12 protein-coding genes and 2 tRNA genes are annotated in these 15,558 nt (G+C 57.5%); 13 read left to right on the top strand and 1 reads right to left on the bottom strand.

Going from position 1 to position 15,558, the window contains the following annotated elements:
- Positions 1-101 precede the first annotated feature (101 nt).
- Both carB and greA read left to right on the top strand, forming a co-directional pair.
- The gene (carB, locus tag ACYZT1_RS04235; protein WP_462017813.1) at positions 102-3,323 is read left to right on the top strand and encodes a carbamoyl-phosphate synthase large subunit; all 3,222 of its coding nucleotides are present in this window, start codon (positions 102-104) and stop codon (positions 3,321-3,323) included.
- Positions 3,320-3,796, top strand: a complete 477-nt coding sequence (greA, locus tag ACYZT1_RS04240) for a transcription elongation factor GreA (protein ID WP_150633542.1) — start codon at positions 3,320-3,322, stop codon at positions 3,794-3,796. Before carB ends, greA begins: the two co-directional genes overlap by 4 nt.
- 182 nt (positions 3,797-3,978) lie before the next feature.
- On the opposite strand, the gene ACYZT1_RS04245 is transcribed toward greA, so the two are convergent.
- A complete protein-coding gene (locus ACYZT1_RS04245) occupies positions 3,979-4,287 on the bottom strand; it encodes a YhbY family RNA-binding protein (RefSeq protein ID WP_462017814.1) in 309 nt (102 codons plus the stop codon).
- A gap of 101 nt (positions 4,288-4,388) precedes the next feature.
- Here ACYZT1_RS04245 and rlmE point away from each other — a divergent pair, with 101 nt between their 5' ends.
- The 11 genes from rlmE (at position 4,389) to infB (ending at position 15,529) form a co-directional block, all read left to right on the top strand.
- Positions 4,389-5,018 carry a 23S rRNA (uridine(2552)-2'-O)-methyltransferase RlmE gene (gene rlmE, locus ACYZT1_RS04250; RefSeq protein ID WP_462017815.1) on the top strand — a complete coding sequence of 210 codons (630 nt, stop codon included), beginning with the start codon at positions 4,389-4,391 and terminating at the stop codon, positions 5,016-5,018.
- A 202-nt stretch (positions 5,019-5,220) separates the two neighbouring features.
- Positions 5,221-7,131 carry an ATP-dependent zinc metalloprotease FtsH gene (ftsH, locus tag ACYZT1_RS04255; RefSeq protein ID WP_462017816.1) on the top strand — a complete coding sequence of 637 codons (1,911 nt, stop codon included), beginning with the start codon at positions 5,221-5,223 and terminating at the stop codon, positions 7,129-7,131.
- 8 nt (positions 7,132-7,139) lie between these two features.
- The gene (gene folP, locus ACYZT1_RS04260; RefSeq protein WP_462017817.1) at positions 7,140-7,991 is read left to right on the top strand and encodes a dihydropteroate synthase; all 852 of its coding nucleotides are present in this window, start codon (positions 7,140-7,142) and stop codon (positions 7,989-7,991) included.
- Positions 7,992-8,007: 16 nt separating this feature from the next.
- Positions 8,008-9,345, top strand: a complete 1,338-nt coding sequence (glmM, locus tag ACYZT1_RS04265) for a phosphoglucosamine mutase (protein WP_462017818.1) — start codon at positions 8,008-8,010, stop codon at positions 9,343-9,345.
- Between the two features lie 66 nt (positions 9,346-9,411).
- Positions 9,412-10,167 (top strand): triose-phosphate isomerase, encoded by a 756-nt coding sequence (gene tpiA / locus ACYZT1_RS04270; RefSeq protein WP_462017819.1) that lies wholly within the window; start codon positions 9,412-9,414, stop codon positions 10,165-10,167.
- A gap of 4 nt (positions 10,168-10,171) precedes the next feature.
- Positions 10,172-10,555 carry a preprotein translocase subunit SecG gene (secG, locus tag ACYZT1_RS04275; RefSeq protein WP_010463489.1) on the top strand — a complete coding sequence of 128 codons (384 nt, stop codon included), beginning with the start codon at positions 10,172-10,174 and terminating at the stop codon, positions 10,553-10,555.
- 21 nt (positions 10,556-10,576) lie between these two features.
- Positions 10,577-10,662 (top strand) — tRNA-Leu (locus ACYZT1_RS04280).
- A gap of 96 nt (positions 10,663-10,758) precedes the next feature.
- Positions 10,759-10,835: transfer RNA gene (locus ACYZT1_RS04285), tRNA-Met, on the top strand.
- A 138-nt stretch (positions 10,836-10,973) separates the two neighbouring features.
- Positions 10,974-11,432, top strand: a complete 459-nt coding sequence (gene rimP, locus ACYZT1_RS04290) for a ribosome maturation factor RimP (protein ID WP_010463487.1) — start codon at positions 10,974-10,976, stop codon at positions 11,430-11,432.
- A 59-nt stretch (positions 11,433-11,491) separates the two neighbouring features.
- Positions 11,492-12,973 carry a transcription termination factor NusA gene (nusA, locus tag ACYZT1_RS04295; RefSeq protein ID WP_008024459.1) on the top strand — a complete coding sequence of 494 codons (1,482 nt, stop codon included), beginning with the start codon at positions 11,492-11,494 and terminating at the stop codon, positions 12,971-12,973.
- A 27-nt stretch (positions 12,974-13,000) separates the two neighbouring features.
- Entirely contained in the window at positions 13,001-15,529 is a 2,529-nt protein-coding gene (infB, locus tag ACYZT1_RS04300) for a translation initiation factor IF-2 (protein ID WP_462017820.1), read from the top strand.
- The last annotated feature ends 29 nt before the right edge of the window (positions 15,530-15,558 follow it).

Consider the following 15,558-nt stretch of genomic DNA (forward strand, 5'->3'; position numbering starts at 1 on the left):
TAACGCTTGAGGGCGGTCCCGATAACCGGTGGCCCCCTCAAGGTTGCACAGATTGAACAAGACGGCTTGCCGACTGACCCGCGGATTTGAGTGACAAACCCATGCCAAAACGTACAGACATTAAAAGCATCCTGATTCTCGGCGCTGGCCCGATCGTGATCGGTCAGGCCTGCGAATTCGACTACTCCGGCGCCCAGGCTTGCAAAGCCCTGCGCGAGGAGGGTTACCGCGTCATCCTGGTCAACTCCAACCCGGCGACCATCATGACCGACCCGGCCATGGCCGATGCGACTTACATCGAACCGATCAAATGGCAGACCGTTGCCAAGATCATCGAAAAAGAGCGTCCGGACGCGCTGCTGCCGACCATGGGCGGCCAAACTGCTCTGAACTGCGCGCTGGATCTGGAGCGCGAAGGCGTTCTGGAGAAGTTTGGCGTAGAAATGATCGGCGCCAACGCGGACACCATCGACAAGGCTGAAGACCGTTCGCGCTTCGACAAGGCGATGAAGTCCATCGGTCTGGACTGCCCGCGTTCGGGTATCGCCCACAGCATGGAAGAGGCGAACGCGGTCCTCGAGAAGCTCGGCTTCCCGTGCATCATTCGTCCATCCTTCACCATGGGCGGCACCGGTGGCGGTATCGCGTACAACCGTGAAGAGTTCGAAGAGATCTGCGCCCGCGGTCTGGACCTGTCGCCGACCAAAGAGCTGCTGATCGACGAATCGCTCATCGGCTGGAAAGAGTACGAAATGGAGGTTGTCCGCGATAAAAAGGACAACTGCATCATCGTCTGCTCCATCGAAAACTTTGACCCGATGGGTGTGCACACCGGTGACTCGATCACGGTTGCACCGGCCCAGACCTTGACCGACAAGGAATACCAGATCCTGCGTAACGCCTCCCTGGCGGTACTTCGCGAGATCGGCGTGGAAACCGGCGGCTCCAACGTCCAGTTCGGCATCTGCCCGAACACTGGCCGCATGGTCGTCATCGAGATGAACCCGCGGGTTTCCCGTTCGTCGGCTCTGGCCTCGAAAGCCACCGGTTTCCCGATCGCCAAGGTCGCGGCCAAACTGGCAGTCGGTTACACCCTCGACGAACTGTCGAACGACATCACCGGCGGCAAGACTCCGGCGTCCTTCGAACCGTCGATCGACTACGTTGTGACCAAACTGCCACGCTTTGCGTTCGAGAAATTCCCGAAAGCCGACGCACGCCTGACCACTCAAATGAAGTCGGTCGGTGAAGTCATGGCGATCGGCCGGACATTCCAGGAATCCCTGCACAAAGCCCTGCGCGGTCTGGAAGTCGGGGTTTGCGGTCTCGACGAGAAGCTCGATCTGAGCAATCCGGAAAGCATGAGCGTGCTCAAGCGCGAGCTGACGGTGCCGGGCGCTGAGCGTATCTGGTACGTCGCTGACGCCTTCCGCGCCGGTTTGTCGGTCGAAGATGTTTTCGGCATGAACATGATTGATCCCTGGTTCCTGGTGCAGATCGAAGATCTGATCAAGGAAGAGGAAAAGGTCAAGACTCTCGGCCTGGCCAGCATCGACCGCGACATGATGTTCAAGCTCAAGCGCAAAGGCTTCTCCGACATGCGTCTGGCCAAGCTGCTGGGCGTGACCGAGAAAAACCTGCGGCGCCATCGGCACAAGCTCGAAGTGTTCCCGGTCTACAAGCGCGTCGACACTTGCGCTGCCGAGTTCGCTACCGACACCGCTTACCTTTACTCGACGTACGAAGAAGAGTGCGAAGCCGCGCCATCGGGCCGCGACAAGATCATGATTCTGGGCGGCGGTCCAAACCGCATCGGCCAAGGCATCGAGTTTGACTATTGCTGCGTACACGCGGCACTGGCCCTGCGCGAAGACGGGTATGAGACCATCATGGTCAACTGCAACCCGGAAACGGTTTCCACCGACTACGACACCTCTGATCGTCTGTACTTCGAGCCGGTCACTCTGGAAGACGTGCTGGAAATCTGCCGCGTCGAGAAGCCCAAGGGCGTGATCGTCCAGTACGGCGGCCAGACCCCGCTGAAACTGGCTCGCGCTTTGGAAGAAGCCGGCGTCCCGATCATCGGCACCAGCCCTGATGCCATCGACCGTGCCGAAGACCGTGAGCGCTTCCAGCAGATGGTCGAGCGTCTGAACCTGCGTCAGCCGCCTAACGCCACCGTGCGTAGCGAAGACGAAGCGATTCGTGCTGCCAGCAAAATCGGTTACCCGCTGGTGGTTCGCCCGTCTTATGTACTGGGCGGTCGTGCGATGGAAATCGTTTACGAAGAAGAAGAACTCAAGCGCTACCTGCGCGATGCGGTGAAAGTGTCGAACGACAGCCCGGTGCTGCTCGACCACTTCCTCAACTGCGCCATCGAAATGGACGTGGATGCGGTTTGCGACGGCACCGATGTGGTAATCGGCGCGATCATGCAGCACATCGAGCAGGCCGGTGTTCACTCCGGTGACTCCGCGTGCTCCCTGCCGCCATACTCGCTGCCTGCGCACATCCAGGACGAGATGCGTGAACAGGTCAAGAAAATGGCCCTGGAACTGGGCGTTGTCGGCCTGATGAACGTTCAGTTGGCACTGCAAGGCGAAGACATCTACGTTATCGAAGTCAACCCGCGTGCTTCCCGGACCGTACCGTTCGTGTCCAAGTGCATCGGTGTTTCCCTGGCGATGATCGCGGCTCGCGTGATGGCCGGTAAAACCCTGAAAGAAATCGGCTTCACCAAGGAAATCATTCCAAACTTCTACAGCGTGAAAGAGGCGGTGTTCCCGTTCGCCAAATTCCCTGGCGTGGACCCGATCCTGGGCCCTGAAATGAAGTCCACCGGTGAAGTGATGGGCGTCGGCGATACGTTCGGCGAAGCGTTCGCCAAGGCGCAAATGGGTGCCAGCGAAGTGCTGCCGACCGGCGGCACCGCGTTCATCAGCGTGCGTGACGACGACAAGCCACTGGTTGCAGGTGTGGCCCGTGATCTGATCAACTTGGGCTTCGAAGTGGTTGCCACTGCCGGTACTGCCAAGCTGATCGAAGCCGCAGGCCTGAAAGTGCGCCGCGTGAACAAGGTGACCGAGGGTCGTCCGCACGTGGTCGACATGATCAAGAACGACGAAGTGACTTTGATCATCAACACCACCGAAGGTCGCCAGTCGATTGCCGATTCGTATTCCATTCGTCGCAATGCCTTGCAGCACAAGATCTACTGCACCACGACTATTGCTGCGGGCGAAGCCATCTGCGAAGCGCTGAAGTTCGGTCCCGAGAAGACTGTGCGTCGCTTGCAGGATCTACACGCAGGATTGAAGGCATGATCAAGTACCCAATGACCGTCCAGGGCGCGAAGGCCCTGGAAGAAGAACACGCTCACCTGACCAAGGTCGTCCGTCCGAAGCTCAGCCAGGACATCGGTACGGCCCGCGAATTGGGTGACTTGAAGGAAAACGCCGAATACCACGCTGCTCGCGAGCAGCAAGGTATGGTCGAAGCGCGGATTCGTGACATCGAAGGCCGGATCCAGAATCAGGTCATCATCGACGTCACGACCATTCCCCACACCGGTAAAGTGATTTTCGGCACCACCGTGGAAATCGCCAACGTCGAGACTGACGAGCGCGTCACGTACCACATCGTGGGTGAGGACGAAGCTGACTTCAAACTCGGCAAGATTTCCGTGGGCTCGCCACTGGCTCGCGCCTTGATTGCCAAGGAAGAGGGTGATGTGGTGGCTGTGAAGACGCCGGGCGGCGTTATCGAGTACGAAATTGTCGAAGTTCGTCACATCTGAAAGTAAGCGCCCGCTTCGTGCGGGTGCCATGCTTTGGCGGCTGACTCGGAGATCGTGAGTTGGCGGTTTGTCGCCGGGGTAGCGGATCTACAGGCGGTGCCGGGTCATGTTGGACCGGTGCCGTTGTCGATTAATTGAGTGGGAGTGGCAGGGTGCGCGATGCACACCCGTGACCCTTGTCATCACTTGAAGCGATGGACGTTCGACAGCTGCTTGTTGACGCTGAAGTTCTTGCGGTAAATCAACGCCATCTTGCCGATGATCTGAACCAGATCCGCCTTGCCGACCTTGCACAGTTCTGCAATGGATGCCAGGCGAGATTCACGATCGAGGATGTTGAGCTTGATCTTTATCAGCTCATGATCTGCCAGCGCGCGTTCAAGTTCGGCTAACACACCTTCAGTCAAACCGTTGTCCGCCACGATTAAAACCGGTTTCAGATGGTGGCCAATGGATTTGTACTGTTTCTTCTGCTCTTGAGTGAGCGGCATAATCTGACCCTTTCGTCTGGATTCTGTAAAATGGCGGCCATTTTACCCGAGGGTTCGTGGATCCGCCCAGTTAATCACGACCCTTATCATCGAGGTGCCCAATGGCGCGTTCCAAGACAAGCCTTGGTTGGCTGAAAAGACATGTTAATGATCCCTATGTGAAGCAAGCGCAGAAGGATGGTTACCGCTCGCGTGCGAGTTACAAGCTTCTGGAGGTTCAGGAGAAATACAAACTGATTCGTCCGGGTATGAGCGTTGTCGACCTGGGTGCGGCCCCCGGCGGCTGGTCGCAGGTCACTAGTCGGCTGATCGGTGGTCATGGCCGTCTGATCGCCTCTGACATCCTGGAAATGGACAGCATTCCGGACGTGACTTTCATCCAGGGTGACTTCACCCAGGACGAAGTGCTCGCGCAGATCCTTGAAGCCGTGGGTAATTCGCAGGTGGACCTTGTGATTTCCGATATGGCCCCCAATATGAGTGGTACGCCTGAGGTGGACATGCCTAAAGCCATGTTTCTGTGTGAATTGGCTCTTGATCTGGCGGCTCGGATACTCAAGCCGGGTGGTAATTTTGTGATCAAGGTGTTTCAGGGCGAAGGGTTTGATGCTTACGTGAAGGACGCTCGTCAGAAATTCGACAAGGTCCAGATGATTAAGCCGGACTCCTCCCGTGGCAGTTCCCGCGAGCAATACATGTTGGCTTGGGGCTACCGCGGTCGTAGTGAGTAAATCGAGGTTTTTTTGCGGGTCGATAGGATTTTCGTATTTCGCCCTGTGGAAAATAGCGAATATTGTGTAGGAAGTGTTTCACAAAGGGTTACAGACGGTGCCTGCCAGAGTCGTAGGTAATGTAGTAAGTTAGGCCGGTGAATATCATGCGAAGCACGCGCCATCAGCGGAGCTTGCTTCAGAGGGTAGTTAATTGAACGATATGGCAAAGAATCTGATCCTGTGGTTGATCATCGCGGCAGTCCTGGTGACGGTGATGAACAACTTCTCCAGCCCTAACGAGCCGCAGACCCTCAACTATTCCGACTTTATCCAGCAGGTCAAGGATGGCAAGGTCGAGCGCGTAGCTGTCGACGGCTATGTGATTACCGGCAAGCGCAGCGATGGCGACAGCTTCAAGACCATCCGTCCGGCAATCCAGGATAACGGTCTGATCGGCGATCTCGTTGACAACAACGTTGTGGTCGAAGGCAAGCAGCCTGAGCAGCAAAGCATCTGGACCCAACTCCTGGTCGCAAGCTTCCCGATCCTGGTGATCATCGCTGTCTTCATGTTCTTCATGCGACAGATGCAGGGTGGTGCCGGCGGCAAAGGCGGACCGATGAGCTTCGGCAAGAGCAAGGCGCGCCTGCTTTCCGAAGATCAGGTGAAAACCACATTGGCTGACGTTGCCGGTTGCGACGAAGCCAAGGAAGAAGTGGGCGAGCTGGTCGAGTTCCTGCGCGATCCGGGCAAGTTCCAGCGCCTGGGTGGTCGCATTCCTCGCGGCGTGCTGATGGTTGGTCCTCCAGGTACCGGTAAAACCTTGCTGGCGAAGGCGATTGCCGGCGAAGCCAAGGTGCCGTTCTTCACCATTTCCGGTTCCGATTTTGTCGAAATGTTCGTCGGCGTCGGTGCCAGCCGTGTTCGCGATATGTTCGAACAGGCCAAGAAACACGCGCCGTGCATCATCTTTATCGATGAAATCGACGCTGTCGGTCGCCATCGTGGTGCTGGCATGGGCGGTGGTCACGACGAACGTGAACAAACCCTCAACCAGTTGCTGGTAGAGATGGATGGCTTCGAAATGAATGACGGCATTATCGTCATCGCCGCCACTAACCGTCCGGACGTACTCGACCCTGCGTTGCTGCGTCCAGGCCGTTTCGACCGTCAGGTCGTGGTGGGGCTGCCGGACATTCGGGGTCGTGAGCAGATTCTCAAGGTTCACATGCGCAAAGTGCCAATGGGCGACGACGTTGCTCCGGCGGTTATTGCTCGCGGCACTCCGGGCTTTTCCGGTGCTGACCTGGCGAACCTGGTAAACGAGGCGTCGCTGTTCGCCGCCCGTACCGGCAAGCGTGTCGTCGAGATGAAGGAATTCGAACTGGCGAAAGACAAGATCATGATGGGCGCCGAGCGCAAATCCATGGTCATGTCCGAAAAAGAAAAGCAGAACACCGCTTATCACGAGGCAGGCCACGCTATCGTTGGTCGTGTCGTGCCTGAGCATGACCCGGTCTATAAAGTGTCGATCATCCCGCGCGGCCGTGCGCTGGGTGTCACCATGTTCCTGCCGGAAGAAGATCGCTACAGTCTGTCCAAACGAGCGTTGATCAGTCAGATCTGCTCACTGTATGGCGGCCGTATCGCCGAAGAAATGACGCTGGGCTTCGATGGCGTTACCACCGGTGCTTCCAACGACATCATGCGTGCCAGCCAGATTGCGCGAAACATGGTGACCAAGTGGGGGCTGTCGGAAAAGCTGGGTCCATTGATGTATGCCGAAGATGAGGGTGAAGTATTCCTCGGTCGCGGTGGCGGTGGTCAGAGTGCAAGCTTTTCCGGTGAAACCGCCAAGCTGATCGACTCCGAGGTGCGCAGCATCATTGACCAGTGCTACGGCACGGCCAGGCAGATCCTCACGGACAACCGTGACAAGCTCGACGCAATGGCTGACGCCCTGATGAAGTATGAAACGATTGATGCCGAGCAGATTGACGACATCATGGCAGGTCGTACGCCACGCGAACCTCGCGACTGGTCGGGCGGCACCGGTACATCCGGTACCCCTCCGGCAGTACAGGGCGAGCGTCCGGAAACCCCGATCGGCGGACCTGCTGCTGACGTTTAAGGTTTGAAATGACTTCTGTTCAGTCCTCGACCCGGTTGCCTTGCGGCAACCGGGTTCTTGATTTGGCCCAGACGCATGTCATGGGCATTCTCAATGTCACTCCCGACTCTTTCTCCGACGGCGGCCAATTCAGGCAGCTGGATGCGGCCTTGCGCCATGCCGAAGCAATGGTCGCGGCCGGTGCGACGCTCATTGACGTCGGTGGCGAATCCACCCGGCCGGGTGCCAGGGCGGTTTCACCCATCGAAGAGCTTGAGCGCGTTGCACCTGTTGTCGAGCGCATCAACCGCGAGCTGGATGTCATTATTTCAGTCGACACGTCCACGCCCTCGGTCATGCGCGAGACTGCGCGCTTGGGGGCGGGATTGATCAATGATGTTCGGTCGTTGCAGCGTGATGGTGCTCTGGATGCTGCGGCGGCAACCGGTTTGCCGGTGTGCCTGATGCATATGCTTGGCGAGCCGGGCGATATGCAGGACAATCCGCACTACCGCGATGTGGTCAGGGAGGTCCGTGAGTTTCTCGCCGAGCGCATGGCGCAGTGTGAGTCGGCAGGTATACCCGCGCAGCGAATCATCCTCGATCCGGGCTTCGGCTTCGCAAAAAATCTGCAGCACAATCTAAGCTTGTTCAAACACATGGAAGCCTTGCATGTCCTCGGGCGTCCCCTGCTGGTCGGGGTTTCGCGAAAGAGCATGATAGGTCAGGCCTTGAATCGCCCGGTCGGAGAACGACTGCATGGCGGTCTGGCGCTCGCGGCGCTGGCTTCATTCAAGGGCGCGCGTATATTGCGCGTGCATGATGTCGCCGAAACCGTCGATGTAGTGCGGATGATCGCCGCAGTGGAATCAGCCGAATAAGAATGATGGAGCAGTTATGAGCAAAAAATACTTTGGCACCGACGGCATTCGCGGTCGCGTCGGCGAATATCCGATTACTCCTGATTTCATGCTCAAGCTTGGCTGGGCGGCGGGTATGGCGTTCCGCAAGATGGGTGCGTGCAAGGTCCTGGTTGGCAAAGACACGCGAATTTCCGGGTACATGTTCGAGTCTGCCCTCGAAGCAGGCCTGACATCCGCAGGTGCAGACGTGATGCTGCTCGGGCCGATGCCTACTCCTGCCATCGCCTATCTGACGCGTACCTTTCATGCGGAAGCCGGGATCGTGATCAGTGCTTCGCACAACCCTCACGATGACAACGGCATCAAATTTTTCTCCGGCAAGGGCACCAAGCTCCCGGACGAAGTCGAGCACATGATCGAAGAATTGCTTGATACCCCGATGACAGTGGTTGAGTCGAGCAAGATCGGCAAGGTATCGCGAATCAACGACGCGTCGGGCCGCTATATCGAATTCTGCAAAAGCAGCGTGCCTACCGGGACCAGTTTTGCGGGCCTGAAAATCGTGCTCGATTGTGCTCACGGTGCAACTTACAAGGTGGCCCCTAGCGTATTCCGCGAGTTGGGTGCGGATGTCGTCGTGCTTTCCGCTCAGCCCAACGGCCTGAACATCAATGACAACTGTGGTTCGACCCACATGGGTCAGTTGCAGGCTGCCGTTCTGGCTGAGCACGCCGATCTTGGCATTGCCTTCGACGGCGATGGCGATCGCGTGCTGATGGTCGATCACACCGGTGCCATTGTTGATGGCGACGAGCTGCTGTTCATCATCGCCCGCGATCTTCATGAGCGTAACAAGTTGCAGGGCGGCGTCGTCGGCACGCTCATGAGTAATCTGGGGCTGGAATTGGCCCTGGCGGATCTGTCGATTCCGTTTGTGCGCGCCAACGTCGGCGACCGTTACGTCATCGCCGACCTGTTGGAGCGCAACTGGGTGGTGGGTGGCGAGAACTCAGGCCACATCGTTTGCTTCAATCACACCACCACCGGTGATGCGATCATCGCGGCGCTGCAGGTGCTGATGGCATTGAAGAGGCGCTCGGAAGGCTTGGCTCAGAGCCGTCAGGCGCTGCGCAAGTGCCCTCAGGTGCTGATCAACGTGCGTTTCGGCGGCGGTGTGAATCCGCTGGAGCATCCTGCCGTCAAGGAAGCCAGCGACCGCGTCACCCGGGCCATGGCTGGTCGTGGGCGGGTGCTGCTGCGCAAGTCCGGGACTGAGCCGTTGGTGCGTGTAATGGTCGAAGGCGAGGACGAAACGCAGGTTCGTGGGCACGCTGAAGAGCTGGCGAAACTGGTTACTGAAGTTTCTGCCTGAATTCGGCTTGCCAGCCATGATTGTGTTGGGTAACATCTGCGCCCACTTTGACCGACGAGGTACAGCATGCGTCGCACTATGGTAGCTGGTAACTGGAAGATGCACGGTACCCGCGCCAGCGTCGCTGAGCTGATCGACGGCTTAAGTCATCTGGACTTGCCGAGCGGTGTTGATGTCGCGGTATTCCCGCCTTGCCTGTATATCAATCAAGTGATTGATGGCTTGCAAGGTAAGCCGATTTCGGTTGGCGCGCAGGATTCTGCGGTGGAGTCGATGCAGGGTGCGTTGACCGGTGAAGTTGCACCGAGTCAGTTGGTGGATGCAGGGTGTTCCCTGGTGCTTGTCGGGCATTCCGAACGCCGCCAGATCATGGGCGAGCAGGACGCAATGCTGATTCGCAAGTTCGCAGCGGCACAGGCATGTGGCTTGATCCCGGTGTTGTGCATAGGGGAAACCCTTGAGCAGCGCGAAGCTGGGAAAACTCTAGAGGTTGTCGGGCGTCAGCTTGGCAGTATCATCGAGGAGCTGGGTGTCGGTGTCTTTGCAAAAGCAGTCATTGCTTACGAGCCGGTCTGGGCCATTGGTACCGGGCTGACTGCTTCGCCGCAACAGGCGCAGGATGTGCATGCAGCCATCCGCGCACAGTTGGCGGCAGAGAATTCTGAGGTCGCACAAGGTGTGCGGCTTCTATACGGCGGCAGCGTGAAGGCGGCCAATGCGGTCGAACTGTTCGGCATGCCGGATATCGATGGGGGGCTCATTGGTGGAGCTTCCCTGAATGCAGATGAGTTCGGTGCGATTTGTCGCGCCGCGGGAAACTGAAAAAATGCTGGAAACAGTCGTAGTCGTTTTTCATCTGCTGGGTGCATTGGGCGTAGTTGCTCTGGTATTGCTGCAGCAGGGTAAAGGTGCGGATGCTGGTGCGTCTTTCGGTGCAGGTGCTTCAAATACTGTGTTCGGAAGCCAAGGTTCCTCTACCTTTCTCAGTAAGTTTACTGCTATACTTGCCGCCGGTTTCTTCATAACCAGCTTGGGGTTAGGTTACTTTGCTAAAGAGAAAGCTCAACAGCTGACTCAAGTAGGTTTGCCAAATCCAGCGGTGTTGGAAGTTCCAAAGCAGCAACCGGCTTCTGATGATGTCCCGGTGCTTCAAGAGCAAAAGTCGGCTACTCCAGCGACTGACGTGCCTCCAGCTCAAGAGCAGAAGTAAGAAGGTTTCAAACGTAGTATTGCCGAGGTGGTGGAATTGGTAGACACGCAACCTTGAGGTGGTTGTGCCCATAGGGTGTAGGGGTTCGAGTCCCCTTCTCGGTACCAATTATCAGGAAAGCCCGCTGTTGCGGGCTTTCCTGTAGGTGGAAGGTTACATTGATTCTTTAAGGGATCGGTCGTATACTTCCGCCCCAGCTTTGTCGCGGGGTGGAGCAGTCTGGTAGCTCGTCGGGCTCATAACCCGAAGGTCGTCGGTTCAAATCCGGCCCCCGCAACCAGTTTAAAGAGCCCCTTTTAAGGGGCTTTTTGTTAGCTGGATACTTTCAACGCCGCTGTTCGACGGCGTTTCAAGGATGGGCGTTTCGCCCATTTTTTTATTTTGCATAGCATGCACATACATGCACGAGGGGGTTCAGGTGTCGAGCAAGCTAGAAGAGTTGCAGGCCTTGCTGGCCCCGGTGGTCGTGGCCCTGGGCTATGAATGCTGGGGTATTGAGTTTTCGGCTCAAGGTCGCCACTCAATGTTGCGCGTTTATATCGATAAAGAGGGTGGCGTGCTGGTGGACGATTGCGCCATTGTCAGCCGTCAGATCAGCGGTGTCCTGGATGTTGAAGATCCGATTGCCGTTGAATACACCCTCGAAGTTTCCTCGCCTGGCATGGAACGCCCACTGTTCACTATTGAGCAGTTTGCAAAATTTGCCGGTGAACAAGTGAAGATCAAGCTGCGCTCGCCTTTTGAAGGTCGACGCAACTTTCAGGGCCTTCTGCGCGGTGTAGAAGAGCAGGACGTCGTGGTGCAGGTTGAAGACCATGAATTCCTGTTGCCGATCGATATGATCGACAAGGCCAACATTATTCCCAGTTTTGACTGAGACGTGCCAGAAACTGCGGATCCCGCGGATCCAATGGCTTGCGAAAGGCGAGGCGTACGATGAGCAAAGAAGTACTGCTGGTTGTTGAGTCGGTATCCAATGAAAAAGGCGTACCGGCCAACGTGATTTTTGAAGCGCTGGAGCTGGCTCTGGCCACTGCTACCAAAAAGCGTTTCGAAGACGAAGTCGATCTGCGTGTGGAAATCAATCGCCACACCGGTGCTTACGAGACATTCCGTCGCTGGACTGTCGTCGAAGAAGCCGATCTTGACGATCCGGCTATCGAAACCTGGCCGAGCAAGGTTGCTGAAACGCATCCTGGTGCTCAGGTCGGTGACGTAGTCGAAGAAAAAATCGAATCCATCGAGTTCGGTCGCATCGCTGCACAGACGGCCAAGCAGGTCATTGTGCAAAAGGTTCGCGAAGCCGAGCGCGCTCAAGTCGTCGATGCTTATCGCGAGCGCCTGGGAGAAATCATCTCCGGCACCGTGAAAAAAGTGACTCGCGACAACGTGATCGTCGACCTGGGCAACAACGCTGAAGCGTTGCTGGCTCGTGAAGACATCATTTCTCGCGAAACTTTCCGGGTTGGCGTGCGTTTGCGTGCGCTGCTCAAGGAAATCCGCACCGAGAACCGCGGCCCGCAACTGATCCTCTCGCGTACCGCGCCGGAAATGCTGATCGAGTTGTTCCGCATCGAAGTGCCGGAAATTGCTGAAGGCCTGATCGAAGTGATGGCTGCGTCCCGTGACCCGGGTTCGCGCGCCAAGATCGCGGTCCGTTCCAAGGACAAACGCATCGATCCGCAAGGCGCTTGCATTGGCATGCGCGGTTCGCGCGTCCAGGCAGTGTCCGGCGAGTTGGGCGGTGAGCGTGTTGACATCGTGCTGTGGGACGATAACCCGGCCCAGTTCGTGATCAACGCAATGTCGCCGGCTGAAGTGGCGGCAATTATCGTTGACGAGGATGCCCATGCAATGGACATCGCCGTTGGCGCAGACAATCTGGCTCAGGCCATCGGTCGCGGTGGTCAGAACGTGCGTCTGGCTAGCCAGTTGACTGGCTGGACCCTGAACGTGATGACCGAATCGGACATCCAGGCTAAGCAGCAAGCAGAAACCGGCGACATCCTGCGCAATTTCATCGACGAGCTGGAAGTCGACGAAGACCTCGCACAGGTGCTGGTAGATGAAGGCTTCACCAGTCTGGAAGAGATTGCCTACGTACCGTTGGAAGAAATGCTCAACATCGACGGCTTTGACGAAGAAACCGTCAACGAGCTTCGCGCTCGTGCCAAGGATCGTTTGTTGACCAAAGCCATCGCTACTGAGGAAAAGCTGGCAGACGCCCATCCGGCCGAAGACCTGCTCTCGCTTGAGGGTATGGACAAGGATCTGGCGATGGAACTGGCGGTGCGCGGCGTAATTACCCGCGAAGACCTGGCCGAGCAGTCTATTGACGATCTGCTCGACATCGACGGCATTGACGATGATCGTGCCGGCAAGTTGATCATGGCCGCCCGAGCCCATTGGTTCGAGTAATTAGGCGCGGCCTGAGGAGAGAAGTGCATGACGCAAGTCACGGTGAAACAACTGGCCGATGAGGTCAAAACACCGGTAGAGCGCCTGTTGCAGCAGATGCGTGAGGCAGGTCTGCCGCACACCGCCGCCGAAGAAAATGTGACTGACAGTGAGAAGCAATCTTTGCTGACTCATTTGAAAAGCAGCCACAAGGCGAAAGTGGAAGAACCACGCAAGATCACGCTGCAGCGTAAAACCACCAGCACCCTGCGTGTTGCTGGCAGCAAAAGCATCAGCGTTGAAGTCCGTAAAAAGAAAGTTTTCGTACAGCGCAGCCCGGAAGAAATCGAAGCCGAGCGCAAACGCGAACTGGATGAACGTCGCGCAGTAGAAAATGCTGCCCGTCAGAAGGCTGAAGAAGAAGCCAAGCGTCGCGCCGAAGAAGAAGCGCGTCGCCAGCCAGCCACTGCGCAAACTGCGACCAACGACGCTGTTGCAGCGCCGGCTGCAGTTGCCGAACCCGTGCGCGAAAGCGCACCGGTGACCACTGCGCCAGCGCCTTCTGCAGATGTTCGCAACAAGCAGAACGAACAGCGCCGTCCGGACAAACCACGTGCCGACGATAACAATCGTCGCAGCGGTGGCGGCGACGGCGAGCGTAAAAACGCTCCGCATCGTGCCTCGGTCAAAGAGAAAGCGCCTGCACCGCGCGTTGCCCCACGTACTACCGACGAAGAAAGCGATGGCTTCCGTCGTGGTGGTCGCGGCAAGGCCAAGCTGAAAAAACGCAACGCCCACGGTTTCCAGAGCCCAACCGGCCCTGTCGTGCGTGATGTGCAGATCGGCGAGACCATCACTGTTGGCGATCTTGCCCAGCAGATGTCGGTCAAGGCTGCTGAAATCATCAAGTTCATGTTCAAACTGGGTACGCCAGCGACGATCAACCAGGTACTGGATCAGGAAACTGCTCAGCTTGTGGCTGAAGAACTGGGCCACAAGGTGACCCTGGTCAGCGACACCGCCCTGGAAGATTCGCTGGCCGAGTCCCTGAAGTTTGAAGGTGAGACGTTCTCCCGTGCGCCAGTTGTGACCGTAATGGGCCACGTTGACCACGGTAAGACTTCGCTGCTCGACTATATCCGTCGTGCCAAGGTGGCTGCTGGCGAAGCCGGTGGTATCACCCAGCACATCGGTGCGTACCACGTTGAAACCGAACGCGGCATGGTCACGTTCCTCGACACCCCAGGTCACGCCGCGTTTACCGCGATGCGTGCCCGTGGTGCCAAGGCGACTGACATCGTGATCCTGGTAGTTGCAGCGGACGACGGCGTGATGCCGCAGACCATTGAAGCTGTCCAGCATGCGAAGGCCGCTGGTGTTCCACTGGTTGTTGCAGTGAACAAAATCGACAAGCCGGGCGCCGATCTTGATCGTATCCGTAGCGAACTGTCGGTTCACGGCGTGACTTCTGAAGAGTGGGGCGGTGATACGCCGTTCGTTTCGGTCTCGGCGAAAGTCGGTACCGGTGTAGACGAACTGCTCGAAGCGGTCCTGTTGCAAGCTGAAGTGCTTGAACTGAAAGCAACCCCATCGGCCCCGGGTCGTGGTGTTGTGGTTGAGTCGCGTCTGGACAAAGGTCGTGGCCCGGTTGCAACTGTTCTGGTTCAAGACGGCACCCTGCGCCAAGGCGACATGGTGCTGGTCGGTTCGAACTATGGCCGTGTACGTGCCATGCTCGACGAGAACGGCAAGCCAATCAAGGAAGCCGGTCCTTCCATCCCTGTCGAGATCCTCGGCCTGGACGGCACCCCGGATGCTGGCGACGAGATGAGCGTGCTGTCGGACGAGAAGAAAGCCCGTGAAGTGGCTCTGTTCCGTCAAGGCAAGTTCCGCGAAGTCAAACTGGCCCGTGCTCACGCCGGCAAGCTGGAAAACATCTTCGAAAACATGGGCCAGGCAGAGAAGAAGACGCTCAACATCGTCCTCAAATCCGACGTCCGTGGTTCGCTGGAAGCGTTGAACGGTGCCTTGAATGGCCTGGGTAACGACGAAGTGCAAGTGCGTGTGGTCGGTGGCGGTGTCGGTGGTATTACCGAATCCGACGCCAACCTGGCGCTGGCCTCCAATGCTGTACTGTTCGGCTTCAACGTGCGTGCCGATGCCGGCGCTCGCAAGATCGTCGAGCAGGAAGGTCTGGACATGCGTTACTACAACGTGATCTACGACATCATCGAAGACGTCAAGAAGGCCCTCACCGGTATGCTGGGCAGCGATGTTCGCGAGAACATCCTGGGTATCGCTGAAGTGCGTGACGTGTTCCGTTCGCCGAAGTTCGGCGCGATCGCCGGCTGCATGGTTATCGAAGGTGTTGTTCACCGTAACCGTCCAATCCGTGTACTGCGTGAAGACATCGTTATCTTCGAAGGCGAGCTGGAATCCCTGCGCCGCTTCAAGGATGACGCTGCCGAAGTACGTGCCGGCATGGAGTGCGGTATCGGCGTGAAGAGCTACAACGACGTCAAACCTGGCGACAAAATCGAAGTCTACGAGAAGGTTCAGGTTGCTCGCAGCCTCTAACTCGCGCACTTCAAGGGCCACGCCGGGCC

Source organism: Pseudomonas sp. PB3P13, assembly GCF_054897735.1.